The 23655-nt window shown below is 44.0% G+C and carries 18 protein-coding genes and 1 pseudogene; all 19 read right to left on the bottom strand.

Annotated features, from left to right (window positions below):
* Positions 1-7: 7 nt before the first annotated feature.
* Positions 8-1204, bottom strand: coding sequence for an MFS transporter (locus tag HPL003_RS25485; RefSeq protein ID WP_014282684.1), 1197 nt, complete (start codon positions 1202-1204; stop codon positions 8-10).
* Positions 1205-1232: 28 nt separating this feature from the next.
* Positions 1233-4010, bottom strand: a complete 2778-nt coding sequence (locus tag HPL003_RS25490; RefSeq protein ID WP_014282685.1) for an alpha-L-rhamnosidase — start codon at positions 4008-4010, stop codon at positions 1233-1235.
* 269 nt (positions 4011-4279) lie between these two features.
* On the bottom strand, positions 4280-5281 hold the full coding sequence (locus HPL003_RS25495) for an ABC transporter ATP-binding protein (protein ID WP_014282686.1): 1002 nt from the start codon (positions 5279-5281) through the stop codon (positions 4280-4282).
* Positions 5265-6254 carry an ABC transporter ATP-binding protein gene (locus tag HPL003_RS25500; protein WP_014282687.1) on the bottom strand — a complete coding sequence of 330 codons (990 nt, stop codon included), beginning with the start codon at positions 6252-6254 and terminating at the stop codon, positions 5265-5267. Before HPL003_RS25500 ends, HPL003_RS25495 begins: the two co-directional genes overlap by 17 nt.
* 60 nt (positions 6255-6314) lie before the next feature.
* Positions 6315-7250, bottom strand: coding sequence for a DUF1177 domain-containing protein (locus HPL003_RS25505; RefSeq protein ID WP_014282688.1), 936 nt, complete (start codon positions 7248-7250; stop codon positions 6315-6317).
* Positions 7251-7264: 14 nt separating this feature from the next.
* Positions 7265-8536: a M20 family metallopeptidase gene (locus HPL003_RS25510; protein WP_014282689.1), complete on the bottom strand. Its 1272-nt coding sequence runs from the start codon at positions 8534-8536 to the stop codon at positions 7265-7267.
* A gap of 136 nt (positions 8537-8672) precedes the next feature.
* On the bottom strand, positions 8673-10265 hold the full coding sequence (locus tag HPL003_RS25515) for an ABC transporter substrate-binding protein (RefSeq protein WP_014282690.1): 1593 nt from the start codon (positions 10263-10265) through the stop codon (positions 8673-8675).
* A gap of 35 nt (positions 10266-10300) precedes the next feature.
* Positions 10301-11209, bottom strand: a complete 909-nt coding sequence (locus tag HPL003_RS25520; protein WP_014282691.1) for an ABC transporter permease — start codon at positions 11207-11209, stop codon at positions 10301-10303.
* Positions 11210-11244: 35 nt separating this feature from the next.
* Positions 11245-12255, bottom strand: a complete 1011-nt coding sequence (locus HPL003_RS25525; protein WP_014282692.1) for an ABC transporter permease — start codon at positions 12253-12255, stop codon at positions 11245-11247.
* A gap of 495 nt (positions 12256-12750) precedes the next feature.
* Positions 12751-13083, bottom strand: coding sequence for a hypothetical protein (locus HPL003_RS25530; protein WP_014282693.1), 333 nt, complete (start codon positions 13081-13083; stop codon positions 12751-12753).
* Positions 13084-13136: 53 nt separating this feature from the next.
* Complete coding sequence (locus tag HPL003_RS30635) at positions 13137-13514, bottom strand: CbrC family protein (protein WP_014282694.1); 378 nt, start codon at positions 13512-13514, stop codon at positions 13137-13139.
* 339 nt (positions 13515-13853) lie between these two features.
* The gene (locus HPL003_RS25540) at positions 13854-14351 is read right to left on the bottom strand and encodes a hypothetical protein (protein ID WP_014282695.1); all 498 of its coding nucleotides are present in this window, start codon (positions 14349-14351) and stop codon (positions 13854-13856) included.
* Complete coding sequence (locus HPL003_RS25545; protein WP_014282696.1) at positions 14329-14874, bottom strand: PadR family transcriptional regulator; 546 nt, start codon at positions 14872-14874, stop codon at positions 14329-14331. The genes HPL003_RS25540 and HPL003_RS25545 overlap by 23 nt, the downstream gene beginning before the upstream one ends.
* Positions 14875-15353: 479 nt before the next feature.
* Entirely contained in the window at positions 15354-16556 is a 1203-nt protein-coding gene (locus HPL003_RS25550) for an MFS transporter (protein ID WP_014282697.1), read from the bottom strand.
* A gap of 108 nt (positions 16557-16664) precedes the next feature.
* On the bottom strand, positions 16665-17627 hold the full coding sequence (locus tag HPL003_RS25555; RefSeq protein WP_043922502.1) for a helix-turn-helix domain-containing protein: 963 nt from the start codon (positions 17625-17627) through the stop codon (positions 16665-16667).
* Between the two features lie 483 nt (positions 17628-18110).
* Positions 18111-18353, bottom strand: a complete 243-nt coding sequence (locus HPL003_RS25560) for a hypothetical protein (protein WP_014282699.1) — start codon at positions 18351-18353, stop codon at positions 18111-18113.
* A 320-nt stretch (positions 18354-18673) separates the two neighbouring features.
* Positions 18674-20129 (bottom strand): annotated as a pseudogene (locus tag HPL003_RS25565) (glycoside hydrolase family 1 protein).
* Positions 20130-20160: 31 nt separating this feature from the next.
* Positions 20161-22074, bottom strand: coding sequence for a beta-glucoside-specific PTS transporter subunit IIABC (locus HPL003_RS25570; RefSeq protein ID WP_014282701.1), 1914 nt, complete (start codon positions 22072-22074; stop codon positions 20161-20163).
* Positions 22075-22281: 207 nt separating this feature from the next.
* Positions 22282-23115, bottom strand: a complete 834-nt coding sequence (gene licT, locus HPL003_RS25575; RefSeq protein WP_014282702.1) for a BglG family transcription antiterminator LicT — start codon at positions 23113-23115, stop codon at positions 22282-22284.
* Positions 23116-23655: the final 540 nt, after the last annotated feature.

Here is a 23655-nt window from a genome sequence, read left to right on the forward strand (position 1 = left end):
ACTCCCATTAACTGTGAACTGCCGCCTGAGCCTTACTGCCCTTTCCTCTAATAGCGATTCCCAGACAGATGAGTGCAGCAATCGTAAACACAATCGCAGAAACGAGGAAGGAAAATGAGGCGGTTTCATTTCCAAACAGCATGCCAACTAACTTGATGACATACGGCGAAGCAAACGCTCCCAAATTGGAGCCTACCATCGCAATGGAAATGGAAATCGTCTCACTGCCTTTAGGCACGATTTTAGTTAGTATGGTAAAAATATAAGGAATAAACAGAGCAAAGCTAAAGCCAATGATCAGCATGGCAATGGTAACCATGGTCACATTCTGAGCAAACCACAGCATTACAAAACCTGTAGCTGTTAATAGACTGGAGATAAAGGGAGCGTAATTTCTAAACCATTTATATATTTTACCAAACAAGAAGCCTGCAATCATAGTTGACAAGGAAAACAGCGTTAACGCAGTTCCTAGAAAACCAGGATTAGGCATATTCTTTTCAGCAATCATAATACCTGTTTTGGTATACACAATCATGATAAAGGTCATAAACAGGAAAAGTGCAGCTCCTAATCCAAGTACAGGTATGGATACTCCGCCGCTCTTGTGGCCCGTTCCTGTTGAACGCTCCACTGTAGGCTCCACACGCTCTGGTTCGGGAATGATAAAGAAGAATAACAGCGCAACAGGAATAGTGATCGCATAGCATAAAAAGGCAAACTTCCAATCGATTAAGGCAAGCTGTCCTGCCACAAAAGTAGCTAAGCTGCTTCCGAGCCCTTGAACGGCGCTTTGAAAGCCTACTAATTGGGCACGTTCGTCCCCTTCAAAAAAATCACTAATTAAGCTAACGGCCAGCGAATTGAACATCCCGAGACCTGCACCTAATACCAGACGCAACGCGAGAATCCATGTAATGTTCGTAGTGAACATAGGAAGGATTCCGCCGATGACCACGAGCAAAAGTCCTAGCATGACTGTATTTTTTTTGCCCAATCGGGAAGAGATCGGACCACTCAGCAGCACAAACAGCATCATCGTGAAGGAGGGAATAGTAACTACGCTTTCAATCAAGGAACTAGAAACCCCTGATAATTGGTTCAGCATCATCGGTATGATAGCCGAAATGGCACTCGCTGATGTCAGGACTAACGAAATGGACAGCAACGCCGTTTTAAACAAACCTTTGTTTTTTATATTCATCAAGTTACTCACCTCTAGTCTATGTTATTTAGCCTCTGGTTGCATGTACAGGAACTTGGGTAGTCTGGCAGTATCTGTACTGGAAGACGTACTGCCCTGAACCGACCGTAAACGTAATTTCATGATTTTCGCTCCTTTGGAAAGTCTCCTGTTCACCTGCAATCCCCATTCTCCCAGCCAGCTCCTGTGGTATATTAACAGGCGGATTCTCAATCGACGGATATTGCGTGGCAATGGTCTGCTGCAGTGCATCCGGCTCCAACACTCCCGGAAGTGTAATCTTAGCCGTCGTATTATGCGGAACGCGAACCGTCATCTGCATTTCTTCATTCACGATTTCCCAATGGACTTCCAGTGCGCCATATGGCGTTTCCAGTTTCCCGTGGGCCGAAGTAAGATTAGCAGGCGGTTTAGGAGCTAACCGTGATTTTTTATAACCCGCTTCAAGTACATCGATTCCGGCAATATTTTGGTACATAAAGTCTCCGACTGAACCGTATGAATAGTGATTGAACGAGTTCATATCCGTACTCCAGAACGAGCCGTCCACTTTGATGCTGTCCCAATGCTCCCACATAGTCGTTGCCCCACGTTCAACCTGATACAGCCATGAAGGATAATCATTTTGAAATAAAATCTTATAAGCTACATCCGTATAGCCATTGTCGGACAAAACCAGGCATAGATAAGGTGTACCCACAAAGCCGGTATCCAGATGCATATCATTTTTTTCTATGAGCCGTACGAGCTCCTGAATCACTTGCGTTTTATACTTGTCCGGCACCAATCCAAAGTGCAGAGCCACAATCTGTGCAGTCTGGGTATTGGAGGTCAGTTGGCCAGCGTCATCGAAGTAGCGGTTCGCAAAAGCGGTTTTAATCCCCTCATGTAAGCTTTGATATGTGCTGTAATCGGTATAACGATTCAGCAGTTTGGCCGTCTGCGCCAAAATATGAGTCGAATACGCAAAGTAAGCAGTTGCCACCAGCGTTCCGTCGGTCGCCCCAAAATAACTTCCTTCCTCGCTGTCCAGCGCCAGCCAGTCTCCAAGCTGCAAGCCGGTATCCCAAAGATGTTCTTCGTTCCCCTGGGCGCGGATGTAATCCACCCATGCTTTCATACTGTCATACTGCTGAGCTAAAATTTGCTTATCCCCATAGCATTGATACATGGTCCACGGACATATAACCGCCGCGTCTCCCCATGCTGCCGTCGTTTTGTCCATGTTATCGGCAAAGGTTCCTTTGAGGACATCCGGCACGACAAAAGGCACTGCCCCATTTTCCAGCTGGTTGTAAGCCAAATCCTTCAGCCACTTTCGGAAGAAAGAAGCTGCATTCATATTGAAGCTGGCCGTTCTGGCAAAAATCTGTGCATCACCGGTCCAGCCTAATCGCTCATCCCGCTGCGGGCAATCCGTTGGCACATCCAGGAAATTCCCCTTTTGCCCCCACACAATATTGTGCTGGAGTTGATTGAGCTTCGGATCGGATGTCTCAAACAAGCCAACAGTCTCCATGTCCGAATGCAGAACAACACCCGTAAAGTCTTCAATTGTAACGCCATCTGGAAAACCCTCAAGCTTCACATATTGAAAGCCTTGGAAAGTGAAATGTGGCCGAAATGTCTCTGTCCCCTTTCCACTGCAAATGTACGTAATCTGCTGTGCTGCATCACGAATGTTATCTCTGTAAAAGTTCCCTTGCTGATCCAGCACTTCACCATGAACCAGATTCAAAACTGTACCTGCGGGCGCTTCAACTTTAAATTCCAGCCAGCCTACCATATTTTGGCCCAAGTTAAGCACAAGCTCACCTTTGGGGGTTCGAATGAGCTCAACAGGCTTCAACCGGTTCATCACACGGACAGGCTCATTCTCCTGAGCAACCAGATGACTGAACGGGAACGGGACGACCTGCATCATTTTCCGCTCGGTTAAAGAGCTATGTTCGGCTGCCCGCAGCTCAAGTCTGGCATCATAGATTTCACCGTTATAAATATCCGACATTAAAATGGCACAGTTCGTTTCCTCCCAGGAAGAATCAGAGCAAATGAGTTCAGAACGGCCATCTGCATAACTAATCTTCATTTGAAGTAGCAATGCATTCGTGTCCCCGTAGGTGTCCTTGCGCTTCTGCCAGCCCAGATAACCGCTATACCAGCCTTCTCCGACCGTTGCTGTGATTTGGTTATTTTGTTCTTGAATGACAGAAGTCACGTCATACGCTTGCACCTGGACACGATCGTTATAATCCGTCCATCCCGGGGTAAAGTAAGCATCGCCCACTTTTTGCCCATTGAACTCCAGTTCATACAGACCCAGGCTTGTAGCATAAATGACTGCTTTTTTCACTTTTCCCCCGACTGAAAAACACTTGGAAGTGGCAAAAGGAGCGCGTGTCTGAAACTCTTCATTTATGTTCCGCTCCTTCACCGTGATCCATTGTGCTTTCCAGTCCTGCTCATGGAGTAACCCCATCTCCCAAAAGCCGGACTCACTCCATTCCGATTCTTCTGCTTCTGTGTCACCCGCTCCCTGAGCCCACACTTTTACCCGATAATAATATCTTTGTCCTGATTCCAGCGGAGGGCCTTCATATGGAAACAGAATGGATTGATCCGAATAGGAAAAATGATTCCAGATCAGTGATTCAAAAGTAGGATTAACGGATACTTGCAATTGGAACCGTTTTTGTGAAACATACATTTTGTCAGATTCAATCTGCCAACTGAGTCGCGGCTTTTTACAACCAAGTCCAATCGGATTATTTAAATGCTCGCATCTAAGCGCTTTCACTTTTAGCATTCTTATGTCCTCCCTGAGGTCTTCTTTTGTATTTCTATACTTAAATTAAAACGCTTCCATCGATTATGCGTCAATGTTGTATCCATGCATGTTATATGCTTGATTTACAGGTGTTGAAATTCCACCTCATATATTGAATCTTAAAATGGATATATTGGAAAAGTATGAGCATTTCCAGAGCAGCATTCATTAAAAAAGCCTGAATCCGTTTGAGGCGGATTCAGGCTTGATTTTCACTATAAAGTATATTTATTCTTTTTTTAGTTATCTTATGCCTGCCCGGCTATCGCTTGTTCCGGTACGGAAGTCGGGTACAAGTGGCAGGCGACCTGCCGACCCGGTGCAGCTTCGGCAAAGAGGGGCTGCACTTTGCTGCAAATGTCCATGGCTGCCGGGCAACGGTTGTGAAACGCACAGCCGCTTGGCGGATTTTCCGGGCTCGGCACATCGCCTTTGAGTACAATCCGGTCCCGTTCCGCTTCCGGATCGGCTACAGGTACCGCAGACATCAACGCCTTCGTATACGGATGCAGCGGCTCCTTGAACATTTCTTGGGTCGGTGCGAGTTCGACCAGCTTGCCCAGGTACATCACACCAACGCGATTGCTAATAAATTTGACGACCGACAGATCATGGGAAATGAACATATACGTCAGGTCGTACTGTTTTTGCAAGTCCTTCATCAGGTTGAGCACCTGCGCCTGAATGGACACATCGAGCGCTGAGACCGGCTCGTCACAAACGATAAATTTGGGATTGAGCGCCAATGCCCTTGCAATCCCGATCCGCTGACGTTGACCGCCCGAAAACTCATGCGGGTAACGATGAGCGTGATAAGGGGATAATCCGACCACTTCGAGCAGGTTTTCTACACGCTCTTTAAGCTGTGTTTTGCTCAACTTTTCATGGGTGATAAGCGGTTCTTCCAGCACCTGCTGTACCGTCCATCTTGGGTCAAGTGAAGCAAACGGGTCCTGAAACACCATCTGCATATCCGTTCTGAATTTGCGCAGTTGCTCGGTATTGAGCTTCCGTATATCCGTACCGTTAAACAGAATCTCTCCATCGGTTGGTTCAATCAATCTGAGGATTGCTCGACCGGTTGTAGATTTTCCACAGCCGGATTCCCCCACGATTGCCAGGGTTTCACCCTGCTGTACAGTCAGGTTAATACCATCCACCGCTTTGACTGCTCCCACTTGTTTGGAAAAAAGTCCTTTTTTGATCGGATAGTGTTTTTTCAGATTACGTATTTCAAGCAGTGTACTCATGATATCCCTCCTGCTGTAACAAGCAGCGGCTTTTGTGCCCGGGTTCCACTTCCACAAGCTCCGGGGCCTCTGCAAGGCAAATTTCTTTGGCAAACTGACAGCGTGGTGCAAAACGGCAGCCTTTTGGCATATCGAGCGGGTTGGGAACCTGACCCGGAATGGAAGCCAGACGCTCCTGATCACTATTCAATTGCGGCAATGAGGCTAACAGACTTTGTGTATACGGATGCCTGGGTTCTTTAAAAAGCGTTTTGACATCCGTTTCTTCCACCACCTGCCCGGCGTACATAATAACCACCCGATCACACATTTCAGCTACAACGCCAAGGTCATGGGTAATCATCAGAATGGAGGTTCCTTCGGACTTTTGCAGGTCACGCATCAAATCAAGGATTTGCGCCTGAATGGTCACGTCGAGTGCCGTGGTCGGCTCATCCGCGATCAGCAGCTTCGGATTGCAGACCATTGCCATTGCAATCATAACCCGCTGCCGCATCCCCCCCGAGAGCTCATGCGGGTAAGAAACGGCTACTTTCTCTGGGCGTGGAATACCAACTTTCGTCAGCATTTCCACGGCCATGGCCTTGGCTTTATGTTTACTTACACCGTGATGGTATCTGGCAGATTCGGCAATTTGTTTACCGATTTTGAACACGGGATTGAGCGAAGTCATAGGCTCCTGGAAAATCATAGCCATCTCATTGCCTCGAATTGAACGCATTTTCCGCTCTGAGTAATCCAGGATGTTTTCGCCGTTAAACCGTACTTCACCAGCAGCTACTTTCCCAAGCCCTTTGGGGAGAAGCTGCATAATGGAAAGGGAAGTGATGCTTTTGCCGCACCCGGATTCCCCAACAATCCCGAGTGTTTCCCCTTTGCCAACCGACAGATCGACGCCGTCCACTGCCCGGATGGTACCCGCCGCAGTCTTGAACTCTGTGCGGAGATTGGTTACTTCAAGCAATTGTGCCATGTCCTCTTCCCCCTCCTTGTCCATCATGTATCTTCACGTTTGTATCTAAAAAGAACGAGCCTATTCGGACTTGCCCATCGTTTGCAAATGCTTCATGTTACCGTACAGCTTTGTGATATGTTGAAATTCTTTTTCCGAATGAAAAGAGCATTGTCCGCGTCCATAGGCTTTGGCTGCTTCGACAGCCACTTTGGCAGCCAGCGCAATATCGCCTTCGTGGCTTGCACCCGTTGCACTGCCTGGTACGGGGGCTGCTGCGGTAATAGCTACACCCACAACCGGAGCCGATGTTGCCACTGCTGGCTGCAAAATGCTGTTGATATGATACAGATCGTTGCCATAAGGTGTGATATCCTGTGTGGTCACGGCAAAAGTAACACACGGTTCGCCGGTTACGGTCTGCACAATATCGACAAGGTCTTCGCTGATCCGCAACACGTAGCCTTCACGTACGGTAGGGGAAATAGCAATACCTTTATGGTTAATGACACGATTCCCTTTTGTAGTATCAATCGACAGAATGGCTTCCATCTCGGGAGTCACCTCATACTGGTTCATCGTCAAAATATCTACTGGCGAATCCATAAATGGAACCGGATCATGCGGCTGAGTAGGTGCATCCGGGCAAATATGCGTACAGATAATCACGTCGCCGTCCAGTACATCACCTTTGGACTGCATAGACAAAAGCTTGGCTGCTGCTGAAATCGCTGCTGCCGCGCCATCGCCATCAGATACAAATCCGATCATTTCCGGGCGTGCTCCAAGTCCGCCAAGACGACCAATAACACCCAGAGTTGGGCAATTGCCACCGCGAATACGGCCGTTTTTCCCAGCAATGACTACTTTGATAAAATCCGTAAAGCCTTTTTCTCCCTCAACGGTTGTAACGCTGATGTCCGCTTGACCCAGTTGTTCCAGATAAGCTTGTACTTCCGCCCCGCTGGCGGACGGGCTGTCCAAGAGATCATATACTTCGTAAACTTGTTTCATCATACGTCTAGCTCCCCTTAAGCTTCTGTTTTTGTAGTTTTCAGATATTTAAGCGCCGTCAAGGCGTATACTTTCGCGGATTGAAGGATTTGCCATACCGGAGCTCTTTCGTTGAAGTTGTGGATGGTTCCAAGGTCCGCAGGTCCATATTGCAATACCGGAATATGATATTTGCGGAATGCACGGGCATCACTGGTTGCCCACTGCAACACCCCATAGGCTTCTTTACCGCTAACCTCAGCGATGGAATCCACAAGATCATGCACAATCGGTTCGGTCGGCGGGGTCCAGTTGGCGTTACCGAAAAACCCGAACTGTTTGGGTTCAGCATCAATGCCTACACTTGCAAGCAATTCTTTCGCTCTAGCCAGTACATCCCGATGGTCTACACCAAAAGGAACACGGGAATCCACTTGTACCGTACAACGGTCGGCAACCACATTGACTTTGGTGCCCCCCTGAATCGTACCAATGTTCACAGTTACATGGTCAAATGCTTGCCCATAGCTTGGGTTTTCCCGTTCGCTTACATAACGCTTGGAAATTTCAATGATCTCTTTTACTTCTTCTGGAATATCAGGTTTGATATCCCACAGTTGTTGCAGAGCTTCAATTCCTCTTGCTGCTTTTAAAATAGCACTTTCACCTGCGATCGGTTGCAGACTGCCGTGACCCGGCGTGCCTTCAACGGTAAACTCAAACCAGCAGCTTCCTTTTTGACCGATTGTCGGGTTTTGCGGGCCTGAAGGCTCTGCGATCACAGCAGCCGTTCCTTCAATTAGTTTTCTTTCCAGCACCCAAGGTACTCCAAGATGTCCCCCAGTTTCTTCGTCTGGAACTACAAGCAACGACAACGCACCTTCGAGCGGTACGCCTAGTTTGGAAAACAGCGCAACAGTAAATATTAATCCGCCCAGTCCGGCTTTCATGTCCGAAGCCCCGCGCCCAAGCAGATAGCCATCACGTATTTCACCACAGAACGGATCAAAATCCCAACGGGTACGATCCCCTGCTGGCACAACGTCTGTATGCCCACAGAAAATCAGTTTTTTTCCGTCCGCCGTTTCAGCGCCATAATCAGAAATGAGGTTCCACATATTCGGCCCGGATTCATGTATAGTTGTTTCAATCCCCGCTTCTTTAAGGTAGTCCATAATAAACTGACTGATTTCACGTGAATCACCTGGAGGATTTTCCGAGGGAAACTGAATTAACCGCGAACAAAGCTCCAGCAATTCGTCCTGCCGTTTTTCTATTTCATCAAGAACTAACGTTTTCCAATCTGTCATTTCCATTCAACCCCTTCACGTTTTCATATCGCTATCTGAACCCTTACTGTCACATACAGATCAGCTTCATACTTCAGGTGTAAAATGATAGCCTTCGGCTGTAATCAACCGAAGGCATCCAGGTAAGATGAACAACCTACTCTTTCTTCAATGAATAGAATCGAATGACTTCATCCGGGTAGTATACATATCCCGTGATGTCTTTGCTCATGCCAACAACCCGATTGTATTCATACAGGTACGCCCAAGGGGAATCTTGATTGATAAGCTCTTGTGCTTTGCCATACAGTTCTTTTCGTTTATTCGCATCCTGCTCTTTGCCTGCTTGTTCCCACAGCTTATCCACTTCCGGATTGGCGTAATGCATATAGTTCGAGGAACCGCCGCTGTACATCAGGAATCCAAGATGGTAACCCGGGTCATTGACGAAGGAAGTCCATTTGGAGATGTATGCGGTCAGATTGCCTTCTCTTTGTTGTTCAAGGAACTGTGCACGGGCAACATTGACAACGTTCATCTTTACACCGATTTTGGCAAGTTCAGCTTGAATCAACACGGCGTCATCCGCCCAGTCCTGGAAGCCAGAGCCCAGGGTCATATCAAAACTAAAGCCATTAGGATAACCCGCTTCGGTAAGCAGCTGTTTCGCTTTGTTCAGGTCATACTTATAGTTGTAGCCTGCATCGGTGTAGCCTGGTGTGTTGCTGGCTACGGAACTCTTCATTTGCTTCGCTTGACCATACATAACATCGTCGATTAATTGGTCATAGGGAATGGCATAAGAAATCGCTTGACGTACTTTTGGATTATTAAAAGGTTTTATTTTGTTGTTCATGGCGAAATACAGAATCCGGTTACTTGCGTTGGATTGAACCTTTAAATCGGTGTTGGTTTCCAGTTTGGCAACGTCCTTGGCAGGAATTTCAATTGCCATATCGACATCGCCTTTATCCAGCAGGAGTACACGGTTGGAAGCTTCCTTGGTAAACTTCATAGTTACTTTGCTCAGGCTTGGTGCTTCTTGCCAGTAGCTGGCATTGGCATTAAAGACGGCTTCTGTCGCAGGGTCCCATTTTTCAAGCTTGAACGGACCGGAACCTGCCGCATGTGTTTTCAAATACTCGCCATCGCCATTTTCTTTGACAAGCACGTCATCCACGATAGAAAAGTTATACAAAGACAGGATTTGCAGGAACATATGATTAGGCTGGGACAATGTAATGACAACGGTGTGCTCATCCGGCGCTGTAGCGGTTTTGATAGAGCTCATGCCGTAAAGAAAGCTGCCGGAATCGGAGTTTTTGAGCCGCTCAAAGGAATACAATACGGAATTGGCGGTCAGCGGGTTGCCGCTTTGGAATTTAACGTCTTTACGCAGATGCATTGTATAGGTCATGTTATCAGCGGAAACGTCCCATTTCTCAGCCAGCATGGGCTTGATTGTCTCCGTATCTGCGACTTCACCGCTGTCTGTAGACTTTTTGCCGTAGGTTACAAGCTGGTCATAGAGCGCAAGCACAAGTGTATCGGATGTAAGATCACTTGCTTCAGTCGGGTCCATGGTCGACCCTCCCTCCGAGTAGGCAAGCGTAATCGCCTTTGGCGGGGCTGAAGCTTCTGCGCCTTTCTCGCCGGATGAAGCGGACGGGCTGTTGGCATTGCTTGCGCAGCCTGCCGTCCAAAGCAATGTAGACAAGACGACAATTAGAGAAAGACCTTTTTTCAACATGGCTTACGTTCTCCCCTTTTGATGATCTATTATTTTTATTTGCTAGAGCGCAGTCTAGGATCAAGAACATCCCGCAAACCGTCTCCAAGCAAATTGAAGCCCAAAATAGCTGTCGCAATTCCAAGACCCGGGAAGGTCACAATCCACCACTCACCGGAAATGATATACGCTCGGCCTTCTGAAATCATGGCCCCCCATTCAGCAATCGGGGGCTTGACACCGAGTCCCAGGAAGCTAAGACTGGCAGAGGTCAGGATGGCGAAGCCCATTCCAAGGGTTGCATTCACAAGCAGTGGAGCAAGTGCATTCGGCAAAATGTGGCGAAACAGGATCGTTCCGTTCGTGACACCGATGGCCCGACTGGCCTCCACAAACTCCTTCTCTCGGAGAGAGATGGTTTGTCCGTGAATCAGTCTGGCGAATTCGGGTATGCCTACAATACCCACAGCGATAAGTGCGCTCATCAGTCCCGGTCCCATGGCCGCAGCAATCGCCATGGCGAGTACCAGTGATGGAAAAGCAAGCAGGATATCCATACAGCGCATAATAGTGCTGCCCATTCGACCGCCGTAGAAGCCAGCGATGGCCCCAAGCGGTACGCCGATGATAAATGAGATCGACACGGCAATCATCCCTGTCCATATGCTGATTCTCGCTCCGTAAATCACACGGCTGAGAATGTCACGTCCGTAATTATCGGTCCCAAACCAATGTTCTGCACTTGGCGGCAACAGCTTGTTAGCCGGGTCGGTTACGTAAGGATCATGTGGCACGATCCAAGATGAAAGAATGGCAATGAGCGTCCACCCCACAATAAAGATGAATCCGATTAAAGCGAGTTTGTTGCCAAACAACAATCGCCAAAAGGTCTTTCTTTTCGGTATAGCGGCTGCATTGGGCTGAGGTACAGCCGCTTTTGCTACCAAATCACTTGCAGTGCTCATCCAAGTACCTCCCCTTACTTTTATGCTTCGTGTCATTATTCGTACCGGATACGCGGATCAATCAATCCGTAAACCAGGTCGACTCCAAGGTTAATAAAGCTGTAAATCAGCGCACTCACTAAGGTAAAAGCTTGAATTGGTGCGTAATCAGCGGCCAAAATTGAATCCGTCACATAACTGCCTACCCCTGGCCAGGTAAAAATGGTTTCGGTAATAACCGCTCCGCCAATCAGATAGCCGACCTGTAAGCCGAGTACGGTAAGTGTAGGAATGAAAGCGTTAATCAGTGCGTGCTTATAGATGACACCCCCCTCACGCAGACCTTTGGCTCTGGCCGTGCGGACAAAATCCTGCCCGATGACTTCCAACATGCTGGAACGCATCATCCGTGCCACAATTGCCATAGTGCCTGTGCTGAGGCAGACTGCCGGCAGGACTAAATGGGATAAACTGCTTTTAAAAGCTACAAAATCACCGGTCATCAGACTATCGAGTACATAAAGCCCCGTAATGTGCGTTGGCGGATTGATGTCACCGCTAATCCGACCCATTGGCGCAGGAGCGATACCCCATTTCGCATAAAAAATATAAATGAATAACAGTCCAATCCAGAAGATGGGCATACATGCACCGATCAAGGAAAACACACGTGAAATGTGGTCAATAATGGATTCTTTACGGGTTGCGGCCAAAATGCCGATCGGGATTGCCACCAGGATCGCAATAACCAAGCTTGCCAGCGCCAACTCGATGGTTGCTGGAAACCGAGTAGCAAAGTCGCTCGCCACTGATTGTCCGGTGTGATAAGCCTGACCCAGATCACCCTGAAACAATCCAACTACATAATGAAAGAATTGAATGTACTTCGGTTGATCCAGTCCCATGCTACTGCGAATATTTTCAATCGTCTCAGGTGTAGCCTGTTCCCCCGCAAGCATCACAGCAGGATCACCCGGAAGCACTCTGGAGATAATGAAAGTAATGACGATAATACCAAGCAGTGCCGGAATCATTTGAATCAATCGACGTAGTGTGTAAACGGCCACAGCCTGTCCCCCCTTATCCGTAATCCCTTGCTTATTTGTTACCTTTCTTTTCATCACTTGTTATTTTGATTAATTGTACTAAGGAACAGGATGAGGTACTACGTCCTGAATAACTAAAAATAATGACGAATTTTGTCGTTTGAGCACTAAAGTAACATATTGAGTTATTTAAATGTTATGTTTTACGATTAGAGAAATCAAAATCAGTATGATGCAAAACAAGCGATCCCCTCTCAAAAGGAAATCGCTTGTTTTTTGTAAATATGGTTTGTAGTATTAAGCCGATCAGGAAAGGAGAATCACAGTATTGGAACAAAGAAAATTTGCGGACACTCGTTTATCATGAGAGATGGCGCAACCATTCAGAAGGTGAAATTGAAGCTCTCAAAAAGCTGGCCGAAATGGAGAGATACAGAAGGAAATCATCATAACTATTGTAGCGTCTGAATCTCTCTTTTTCCCTTCTTAGTCAATCTCTCCTGCTCCTTTCATCGGCTACAACTCGAACCACTCCGCAGCACATTCCTCTTCTTCCAGCACCCTGTACATACATTCCCTCCACTTCACCGCATCTTCACCACCGATATGAAATAGACAATAGATATAAGGTTCATCATCTTTTAACCCTTCCATATTTCTTGCCTCTTCCACAGAAACCTGGAGCGCCTCAGGCCAATCAGGATTATTTTGAAGCAGGATAAAGCCATCCTTCTTCCTTTGCATCCGATATCCGTCAATCCTAGGCAATGCTTCAGCTAAGCGATCCATTAGCACTTTAATATCCTTCACATCTGCAACCTTAATTCCATATTCCCAACCCAACTGCATTCCTCCAATTTCATGAACTCCTCCTTAACTATCCCTTGCTCGGAATTCACCTTCTATTCACCTCTGGAAATCCACTTGAGCTCAGTCGTAGTCCGCATATAAGAGGTACTCCTTGCAATGTCTGCATTGAAATAAATAACCTCGGAACGATCCGTCACGTTCCATGCTTTCTCGTATTCGGTTCTTTGCCTCTTCTTCATTATACAAACCAAAATAGGCATAAACATCAGGTTGACATCATTTTCTATTCCTCTACTGACAAGCTCCTTCCAGCCGACAAAATCTATAAAAATACAGTAGTCATCGCAGTGATCCAGCCACGCGACGGTCTGCCATACCTCATAGCCAGGAGTCCGATGCAGTAGCTCATCCAGCTTTGCTTCCTCCAGTTGTGCACAGCAAGCAGGATAATGAAATGTTCCCTGTAGCATGCTCGCAGCGCTACCATTCGCAATACACCAAGGACAGATCGCCTCATAAGAAGAAGGTGAAGATACAACTCTGTCAAAATTCTGGCGGCCTGCTCGCTATCTAAGCCCTCAAGTTCCTCCTTCACTTGGTACATGGCTTGTATAACCTCGGGACTAGGTGCGTACAAACTGTGTTTTTTGTTTAAAGCCACCCATTTTTGCTGATTTCCCCTGAAATTTCTTAAAACTTATTATAATAAATATCTAAACTATCTTAGTTCGATTTTGTTTTCCGTGTACTGCACCAGATCGTGCTTTGAAATGGGACTGGTCTATATTTCTGATCAGCTCGTTCATGAATTATACATACCTGTAGTTATTAAATTTCTTTTCTATATCTTTAGCAAATTTTCCGCCCTCATCGGCTAAATGTTTTCTCATAAAGAATCCTCCAAAACCATTTATCCATGCTGCTAAAGCCAGTAGACGAGATGGAAAGTCCGCTCCAATCGTACAACTAAATTCGCAAGAGTTGTTATCAATAGGCGTGACTTTCATTTCCCATGGAACTCCAACAATGGCTGGTATCCATCGCCATATATATGCTTCTGTCCTGTCAGAGTAGAAACGTAAATGATCCTCTGTGTGCTCTTTTAATTGATAGTGCTGAACTATCATCTCATTCCCCATATTTTCCACATTAACCATATAGAATTCACCATCTTCAAAATAACTGCCCATTGCCTTATGGGCTTTTGAAAATGATTCATATTCAGCTGGAGTCATCTCAGTTACCCATTTGTACAAATCCACATTTTTAGCTGCAATCTGCAATTTAAATTTCTTTGTTATTCTCATCTTCATTATCCTTCTTTCCTGTAATTTTTCTTGTGAGTTCATCGTGCCAATTCATAATCATTTGAAAATATTCTTTGCCAAACATCAACGTCGCGTGCTCATATACATCCATCTCATGAACGTGCTTCTCTTCTATTAAGGCAAGCTTGTTATATTCACAGGCGACAGTGGTTTGAAAGCTGGCAATCAATCGAACAACCTCAAGATCGTCAAGATATTTATAGAAGAAAAGCTTATTCAAATACTCATAATTAAAAGGGGAAAAAGTACATGGTGTTTTTAACCATTCTATAAATTCACTCTTCCCTTTTTCCGTGATACCATATGATTTTTTGAATCTGCCTTCTTCTACCACTTCTTCATACTTGATAAGCTCGCCCTTTTCCATTTTTTTCAGCATAGGATATATGCTTCCAAAGCTGGCATCAATAAAGTTGGAAGTACTTATCGTCATCTTCTGCTTGATTTCATATCCTGTCATATCCTTTTCGCAGAGGAACCCAAGTAATACATAAATCAACATAAAATCTATCCCTTCCTTCCTGGCATAGTGAATTATCCTTCTGAAATCAAAGGAAACTTATCTCCGTTTACATATAGCAAAGTTATATATATACAATAGATATATATCGTTTCGATATATATAACATATTGGTTGACGATCGATTTGTCAATAGCATTTGCTAAAGTTTTATTTAGAAAGATTATTTAAGCTACGCTGGACTAGAATCAAAGAATAAGAGTACTACGCTTTTCAATATAAACAAAAAAATCCAAAAGGATGTTATCCCTTCGGATTTCTCAAAGTAAACTGCAATTTTCATTATCGACTTCCTTGATGACGTCGTCAGCCTCCGAGCTGAGAATATCGATGAGGGTGATTTCATTAATTTTATAAATTAGAAAATGGAGACCTTTTTTGACTATTCAGACCAGTAAACAAAATAGGCTTCCCGTGAGTATAGCACGGAAGCCTATAGGTTCATCAAACAACTCTTTTATTTATTTTGCCTTCTGAGGCACAGGCTCACTATTCCCGTTTCTTTTTCTAACCCCTAACATAATAACGGCCATAACAGCTACCAGAACCGCTATAAACGCAAAGGGAATATATTTGTCCACCCGATACAGCGTCGTTGTCAAAATAGGAGCAATAATCGCTGAAATACCCTGGACAGTAGCCACCATACCAGCGGCTCCCCCTTGCTGTTCTTTACTGACAGACAGAGAAGCACCAGCCATAAAGCCAGGCATTAGCAAGCCCGTACCTATACCAAACATAAAGAACGCTGCATAGTAAACGATCAAGCTGGTTGACACCAGAAATAATCCCATTCCCGTAATCAGGAACAGAGAACCGAGCAAAATCATCGGCTTAGGCTGCCATTTAAGCCATTTCATCTGAACAATCTGTTCGATCAGCATCGCCGCCCCGGAAAACATGAGCCCAAAGGAAACGACTCTTGCTGTTTCTTCGGATGAAAGGCCTAATTGATCTTGAAAATAAAATCCGCCTATAACCTGGATGGTCACAATACTAATCATCGTAACCAAACCTGCGAACAAATACATTCTTAGACCAGACTGAAATGGGTTAATCCGAGCCGGCTTTTGCTGAATAACGGGTTTTGCAGCCGGAATCGCCAGCAGGGCCACTACAAATGCAACAGCGGCAATCACGATCCCAAAATATAAGGGCCACAGCAGCCCTATTAAAGTAAAGGCACCTGCAATGGCGGGCCCAAATACCAGTCCAAGTCCATTGGCCGCGCTAATGATAGCCATCCCAGTACCTCGATCTTCTCCCTCCGTTACATCCCCCATATAGGCTTGAGAGGATGACAGCACTGCTGGGATAAACCCGCCTATTAAACCACGTGTAACAATCAGCAGGACTAACAACAGCCACCCGCTAAGCCATCCATGTAACCCGCCAAAAAGAGTAAGCGTAAAAAGCAAGCAGCTTACACACATCCCTATGAACCCAATCAGGATTACAGGTTTGCGCCCTTTTGCATCACTCAGATTTCCCCATACTGGAGCCATTAAGGCCATGGTAATGGAACCCAGCGATATGATTAACCCAGAATGACTTTCTCTTAATCCTAATTCACGAATAAGGGGCGGCATAATTGGAGCAATGAGCATGAGCCCTAGCATAGCCACAAATACACTAAAAAAGATGCTCCCTTTTATTCTATTCATCCTCGTACACTCCTCTGTTATAGATTCTCTCTATGCAGAAGTATACGAGTGATAGCAAAACCCTACTGCCTATATACGGATTATTCTACGGTTAAACGGATTTTAATTTTAAAATACTTTCTTTATGGATGATGGCTTCACTCCATATTCGCGGAAAAATTGCTCTGAAAATGCACTCACATTACTGTATCCTACAGCCATCGCTGCTTCTGTCACATTGCTTTCTTGACTTCGTAGCAGCTTCATCGCATAGTCCAGACGAATGTGACGCAAATATTCAAATACAGTAGTTCCAAAACAAGCCTTGAACCCCTTTTTTAGTTTAAAATCGTTTAGGCCGACTTTCTTGGATAATGTGATCAGTGAGGGAGGATCAATCATGCTGGATTCAAGGATTTGTCGGGCCATATGCAGCTTTCTGACATCTTCTTTAGACAAACCTTCGGGCATGGGTGTTAAATCGAATAATTGAATTATAAACCTATTTAAAATCTCTAATGCCGCTGCTTCCATTAATAAAGACGATCTATGAACACTTTTCAAGTCTTTTATCAAATGCTCGATCATCACTATACTTCTGTGATCCAGTTCAAAACTAAAATGATGGAATGTAGCTCCCTTAAGAATTTGATTAAATTCAATGGCTACCTGCTGACAAGCTACCAACTGTGAGGCCGCATAGTTAAACAACGAGACAGGGATGCCAAGTGCAAATGATGTATATTGCTCATGAACCGGAGGATAAAAATGCGCTTTAAAATCCTGTAAAAAGATAAGTGCCCCTCGCCCTATCGGGAGTGTATAATCCAGACCGCCCACATGGACATGGCGTTGACCGGAAAGTGCAAATTGTAGTTCAATCATTTGTCCACTGGAAGAAAACTGGGTCGGATATGGCTCGTAGTATTGAATATGCGAATACACAATTTCAATTCCGCTGTATGTTGTAACCCGGTTAATGTGTCCATGCCCCGCTTCCGGTAAAATCATATAGGTATGTTCGTTCTGTTGCTTAAACGGGTTTTTTTCCAAATAGTGCTGGTATATTAATGATAATGAATTTGAATCCACAAGCATTCACCTCAAATGTATTCATTCGTCCTGATCCTATAAGTGAGAATCATTATCATTAATCTTAGCTGAATATGAACAGTTTGACCAGACTTATTGGAGAAGTAAAATATCAATTGAACAAGCAGTAGGCGCATTACCTGATACAGTCGATTTCGTTTTTAACTGTGCGGGTATTGCTGGAACCTCTTACGCTGGAAAAACATTTACCCCTAAACAAGTCATGAATATTAAATTAGAATAAATACAATATCTCCAGGTGCAACGAACACAGCCATGACTGAGGATTTTACCTCCGTCGCAGGAATTGCTACTCCCGAGGATCAAGCAAATGCGTTATTATTAATAAATAGTAGCTTATCCAGCTATATTAGCGGGCAAGATATACAAGTAGATTTTGCTGGAGCCACTCAATATCTTTTCATAAAGGAGAATGACAGCATGCATCCCAAAAAAATTAAAAATGTAACTATTAATGCATCATTAAGCAGCGATTCCAAAAACTTCAGCAGCATAACGCTCTCTGGTCTTTTCACCACCTACTAACATTTTGAAGTCTCTGTGTACATCAGGAAGAGGATCGCCTGCCTTGAAGTCATAAACTAAGCTTTTACCCGACTGAAAGAACAGAAATTTTTCTCTGTCCATTACAGAAATTGAAACATCTTGTCGTGCAGCTTCTTTGATAAAAGGCATAGCGGCCAAAACAGCTTCTAGTTGATTCATAATATGTATCCACTTCCTTATATTTTGATAAATGCCTATCCTTTATTTCGACATTTTCATCCCATGTGTTTAGTCCGTTTAACAATACAATTCATTTTCTTCATCCGTATACCATGTTCATTTTCTTTTAGGTAGTTTCATGTAATTTATCACTGTCGAGAATTTTCGCATTGCTTCCGTTATTATCAGAAAAAGATTGTTTTCATTTCATAATAAATTCAAACAGCGCGTACCGATTGAACATTGGCACGCGCTGGCTGTATATATTTTTTTAAGACCCGTTTTTGGGTTCTCTCCACTCGCAAATCAGACACTAGGATTTAGTCCAACTGCTCTCCATTCGTTTCTATCACGTTCTTGTACCAATAGAAGCTCTTCCTTTCTGGATCTGGCAAGTGTACCGTTGCCTTCATTGTCCTTATCGACGTAAATGAAGCCATAACGCTTTTTCATTTCACCGGTTCCCGCACTTACCAGATCAATACATCCCCAAGGCGTATAACCGATTAAGTCTACTCCATCAGCAATCGCTTCTTTCATTTGCTCAATGTGTTGTTTCAGATAATCAATTCGATAATCATCGTTAATTGAACCGTCTTCTTCCACAGTATCTACGGCACCGAGACCATTTTCAACAACCATTAGTGGGATTTCATATCGGTTATAAATGTTATTGAGGGACCATCTTAATCCCTGTGGATCGATCTGCCAGTCCCAGGCACTTGCTTTCAAATGAGGATTCTTTAAGCCCAAGGATAAATTTCCTCCCACCTTCTCCTGGTTGGGATCAGCACTGACACAAGTAGATGAATAATAGCTGAAGGTATAGAAATCCACACAGCCTCCTTTTAAGATGTTCTCATCCTCTTCTTGCATGTTGATCTGAATGTTATTTTCTTTAAAATATCGCTTGGCAAAACCGGGATAAGCTCCTCTTACTTGAACATCTGAGCACAGGTAATTACTCAAGTTATCCTTTTGCTGGGCCAACAGAATGTCATCTGGATGACATGTAAGTGGGTAGGAACACATATAAGCAATCATACAGCCGATTTTAAAGTCCTTATTGATTTCATGACCCAGCTTTACTGCCTTTGCGCTGGCTATAAACTGATGATGCAACGCCTGATACAGAACCTGCTCATCCTTCACTGTAGCATGGGCAAGCTCTCCATTCCCCTCCGGCATCATAGCTCCAGCCATGAACGCGCCGAAAGACAAGGTTAAGATATTGATTTCATTAAAGGTTAACCAGTATTTCACGACATCTTTGTATCTGTTAAAAAGCACTTCACAATATCTAACATAAAAATCTACGACTCTGCGATCTGACCAACCATTATATTTTTGGGTTAAATGAAACGGTGCTTCATAATGTGAGATCGTAACCAAAGGCTCAATATTGTACTTTTTCAATTCTGCGAATACACGATCATAGAACTGTAAGCCTTGCTCATTCGGCTCTGTATCATCACCGTTAGGAAATATTCTTGACCATGCAATGGACATTCTAAAGACCTTGAATCCCATTTCCGCAAATAAGCGGATATCCTCTTTATAACGATGGAAAAAGTCAATAGCCTCGTGACTTGGATAGTTCACTCCTTCTTCCAGTACAGGCGTAATTCTTCGTGAAGTCGTATGCGTTCCGGCTGTAATCACATCAGCGGTGCTTAGTCCCTTACCATCTACATTATACCCACCTTCAAACTGGTTGGCAGCCGTAGCCCCTCCCCATAAAAATCCTTGTGGAAATTCCTTAGTTATATTTTTCATTGTTTAATTCCTCCTCAACATTTAATTAGGATTAGACCATAACGGTCAATAAATCCTCTTGAAAATCAATCGACTTCTTCTCTGTTTCAATGACATCCAGGTAATTCGCAGTATTGGCAACGATAACCGGTGTAGTTAGAACATAACCTGCCTCTTTGATAGCTTCCATATCAAACTCCATGAGCAGCTGACCTTTTTTAACAGCATCCCCCTGTTTTACTTTAGGATAAAAATGTTTGCCTTTTAGTTTGACCGTATCCTTGCCTACATGAATAAGGACTTCAACACCGTGATCACTTGTAATTCCGATCGCATGACCTGACGAAAAGAATGAGGTTAATACGCCGTCTACAGGTGCAACGACCTTGCCTTCGGAAGGTTCAATGGCAACTCCTTTACCCAGGGCACCTGTCGAAAAGGCTTCGTCGGGTACTTCAGATAAAGGCTTCACTTCACCCTTTAACGGGCTGATAACCGTCTCTTGTTTTACTAAAACTTCTCCTTGTGCTCCTCCTGTTGTACGATCCTCCTTCTTGGCCTCTTTTACTTCATCATCTTTAAATCCGCCAAAGAACATCAGCAGGAAACCTAACACAAAACTTACCAGGATACCAATTATAGCCCCATAAAATCCTCTGTCCATTCCTGTCGGGCTGATATAGCTTGGAATGGCGAAAACACCCAAACCACCCATGATATACCCTTTCGTTCCCATCGCTCCTATAATACCGCCACCTACTGCAGCCGCTATACAGCTTAAAATAAACGGTTTCTTGCGCGGTAATGTAATCCCGTAAATCGCGGGCTCTGTAACACCAAAAATCCCTGAAATGACCGCTGGAATGGAAAGAGATCTTAATCTTGCGTTTTTAGTTTTAAACAAAATCGCCAGTACGACACCCGTCTGGGCAAAGGAAGCTCCTAGCGTCGCAGCAAGGATCGGGTCGAATTTGAGCACTGCCAAGTTGTTAAGCGCGATAGGAACAAGTCCCCAGTGTAAGCCAAAGATAACAAATACTTGCCAGAAAGCGCCCATGAGTATACCTTCAATAATCGGACTCAAGTTATACACAAAGAGGGTGCCTGCACCAAGCAGTTGGCCTGCCCAAGTCGAGAGCGGACCAATCACAATCAGCGCTAACGGAACAATAACCAACAGTGTGAAGAATGGAACCAAAAATGTTCTCACTACACTAGGAATTACTCTTTTAAAGAAGTTTTCTATTTTTGAGCCTACATAGGTGGAAATAATAATCGGAAGAACGGTTGACGCATAGCTCATCAGAATGACCGGAATACCCAGAAATGTTATATATACCGGCGACTCAAATATAGTACCGCTAAATAGAGTGTATAGCGGTTTGCCCGAGGCTGTTATCGTGTTAAATGTTGGATAAACAAGCGATGCCCCGATGGCCATACCTATAAAAATATTGGCATTAAACTTTTTAGCCGACGTATACCCCAGGAAGATAGGGAAAAAGTAGAACAAGCAATCTCCTAAAGCATTGAGAATTTGATAAGTACCTGATGTGTTGGTAAGCCAGCCCAAAGCTACAAATAAGGCAGTAAATCCCTTAATCATACCTGTGGCACTCAAAACACCGAGCGTTGGTGTGAATACACCTGAAATGGTATCAATGAATTTATTAAACAAACTCATTTTTTCATCTGACGCTTCTTCCGAAGAACCTGCCTGGAAGCCGCCTATAGCAGCAACATCAGCATAAACCTCAGGTACATGGTTCCCTATAACAACCTGGTATTGTCCGCCACTCTTTACCACAGTGACAACACCATCCATATTTTTCAAAACCTCTGTATTGGCTTTACTTTCATCTTTTAGTTTGAAACGCAAACGTGTAATACAATGAGTTAGACTATTCACATTTTCTTTGCCGCCGACATTTTTGATAATGTCTTTTGCTAATGTCTCATACTTCATCGTAACTTCCCCCTTATTTGTATTTAGCATTTTGCATCCATCTCGAGAGCGTTTCAAATCAGCAATACTATAACTGCCTATATATTGTGCCTTCGAGGGAATTGAACTATTCAAAATAATGGTATTTATAAAAAAAGGCGAAACCAATAGATCAAATTCGATCTAGATTGGTTTCGCCTGCATTACCAGTAACAATCCAAGAGTTATTCAATTTTGTCTTTGGGTCAAACGCTGAATATGAATCGTGATATACAGCTTTTCCTCATCTGACAATACCGTATTCAAGTATTTCTCGATCTTCAGCATACAGCCGTGGGCCTTTTTATACTTTGTTTTCACTTGCCTCCACAGAAAATCGTCTTCCAGTTCTGTTTTTTCTTTTTTATTTAATCGCTGAAAGAAGAATCTTAAATGTGTAACAAATCGCTCATAGCCGATCGAGTGTTCATCCAGGGTCGTGTTATAAGAGTATTTAATAATATTTAAGATGTCCTGTATTTTTTGAGTTTGCTGTGCAACATCTGCTACCTTATTGTAGGAGCTGTTTACTTGCGCATTGATTAAATGAAGGGCTATATTGCCTGCTTCATCTTCCGACAAGCGTTTGCCTGTTTCGTCCTCAATGAACTCCAGTGCTTTTAATCCAACCCCAAATTCTTTGGGGTAAAATTTTTTGATTTCCCAAATTAACGGATTAGCATTTTTAAATCCTTCATCAAACATTTTAAATGCATTGTTCATGTGATCTGTAAGCGAAACATATATATAATCGCTCAATTGTGCTTCTAATATACTTTTCCCATATTCAATGATGTCATAGCATAACGATACATATTCTGATGGAACATCCTCTAACAATAACTTAAATTTCTCTGAAGCATCTTTATGTTTAAGCACAAAGACCTTTTCAATTAGATGCTCTTCTACTTGTTCGCCTGCACTCTTTTTGAATGCAATACCACGACCCATAACAACAAATTCATCTCTTTTTTGATCTTTGGCTATTATGGCGTTGTTATTAAATATCTTCGTTATGATCATCTAACTGCCCCCCTTATCCCATCAAATTTAAAAAAAGGATTTAGATGCTGGGCGAAATTTCAGATAGGTCACAAGACGGTAATAGCCGATCAAACCTTCGTCATAAATCAAATTAAAATATATTTGATTTACAACTTCGTGTTATGAAAACGCATTCATATTAAGAGACAAAAGCCTTACGTTTTCCCTGAATGATCTTGAGTGCTCTCAAACCGATCTGATATTCCGTTTTGTAAATGGATATAGTCGGTTAACCATGTCCTATAACATCATTTTCGGATGTCGATTCGTTGGTCGACGTCATCATCTTTGTTGTTCAGCACTTGTAAGGCTTAATATCACTCACCTTTCTGCGTTATGGCCGGGCAAGATATTCATATCGTGCAGGATATCGCAAAGCTTGTATTCTAAAAGAAAAGGCAAAACCCAACACATGGAAATATGAATTCCATGCCTCGGGTTTTGCCTTTTCAGTAACAATCCCAAGATCATAATAACACTTAATTAACGCTTTGCCAACAAAAATGTTTGCGCTTTCTT

It is taken from the genome of Paenibacillus terrae HPL-003 (assembly GCF_000235585.1).
In the GTDB taxonomy this organism is placed as follows: Bacteria; Bacillota; Bacilli; order Paenibacillales; family Paenibacillaceae; genus Paenibacillus; species Paenibacillus terrae_B.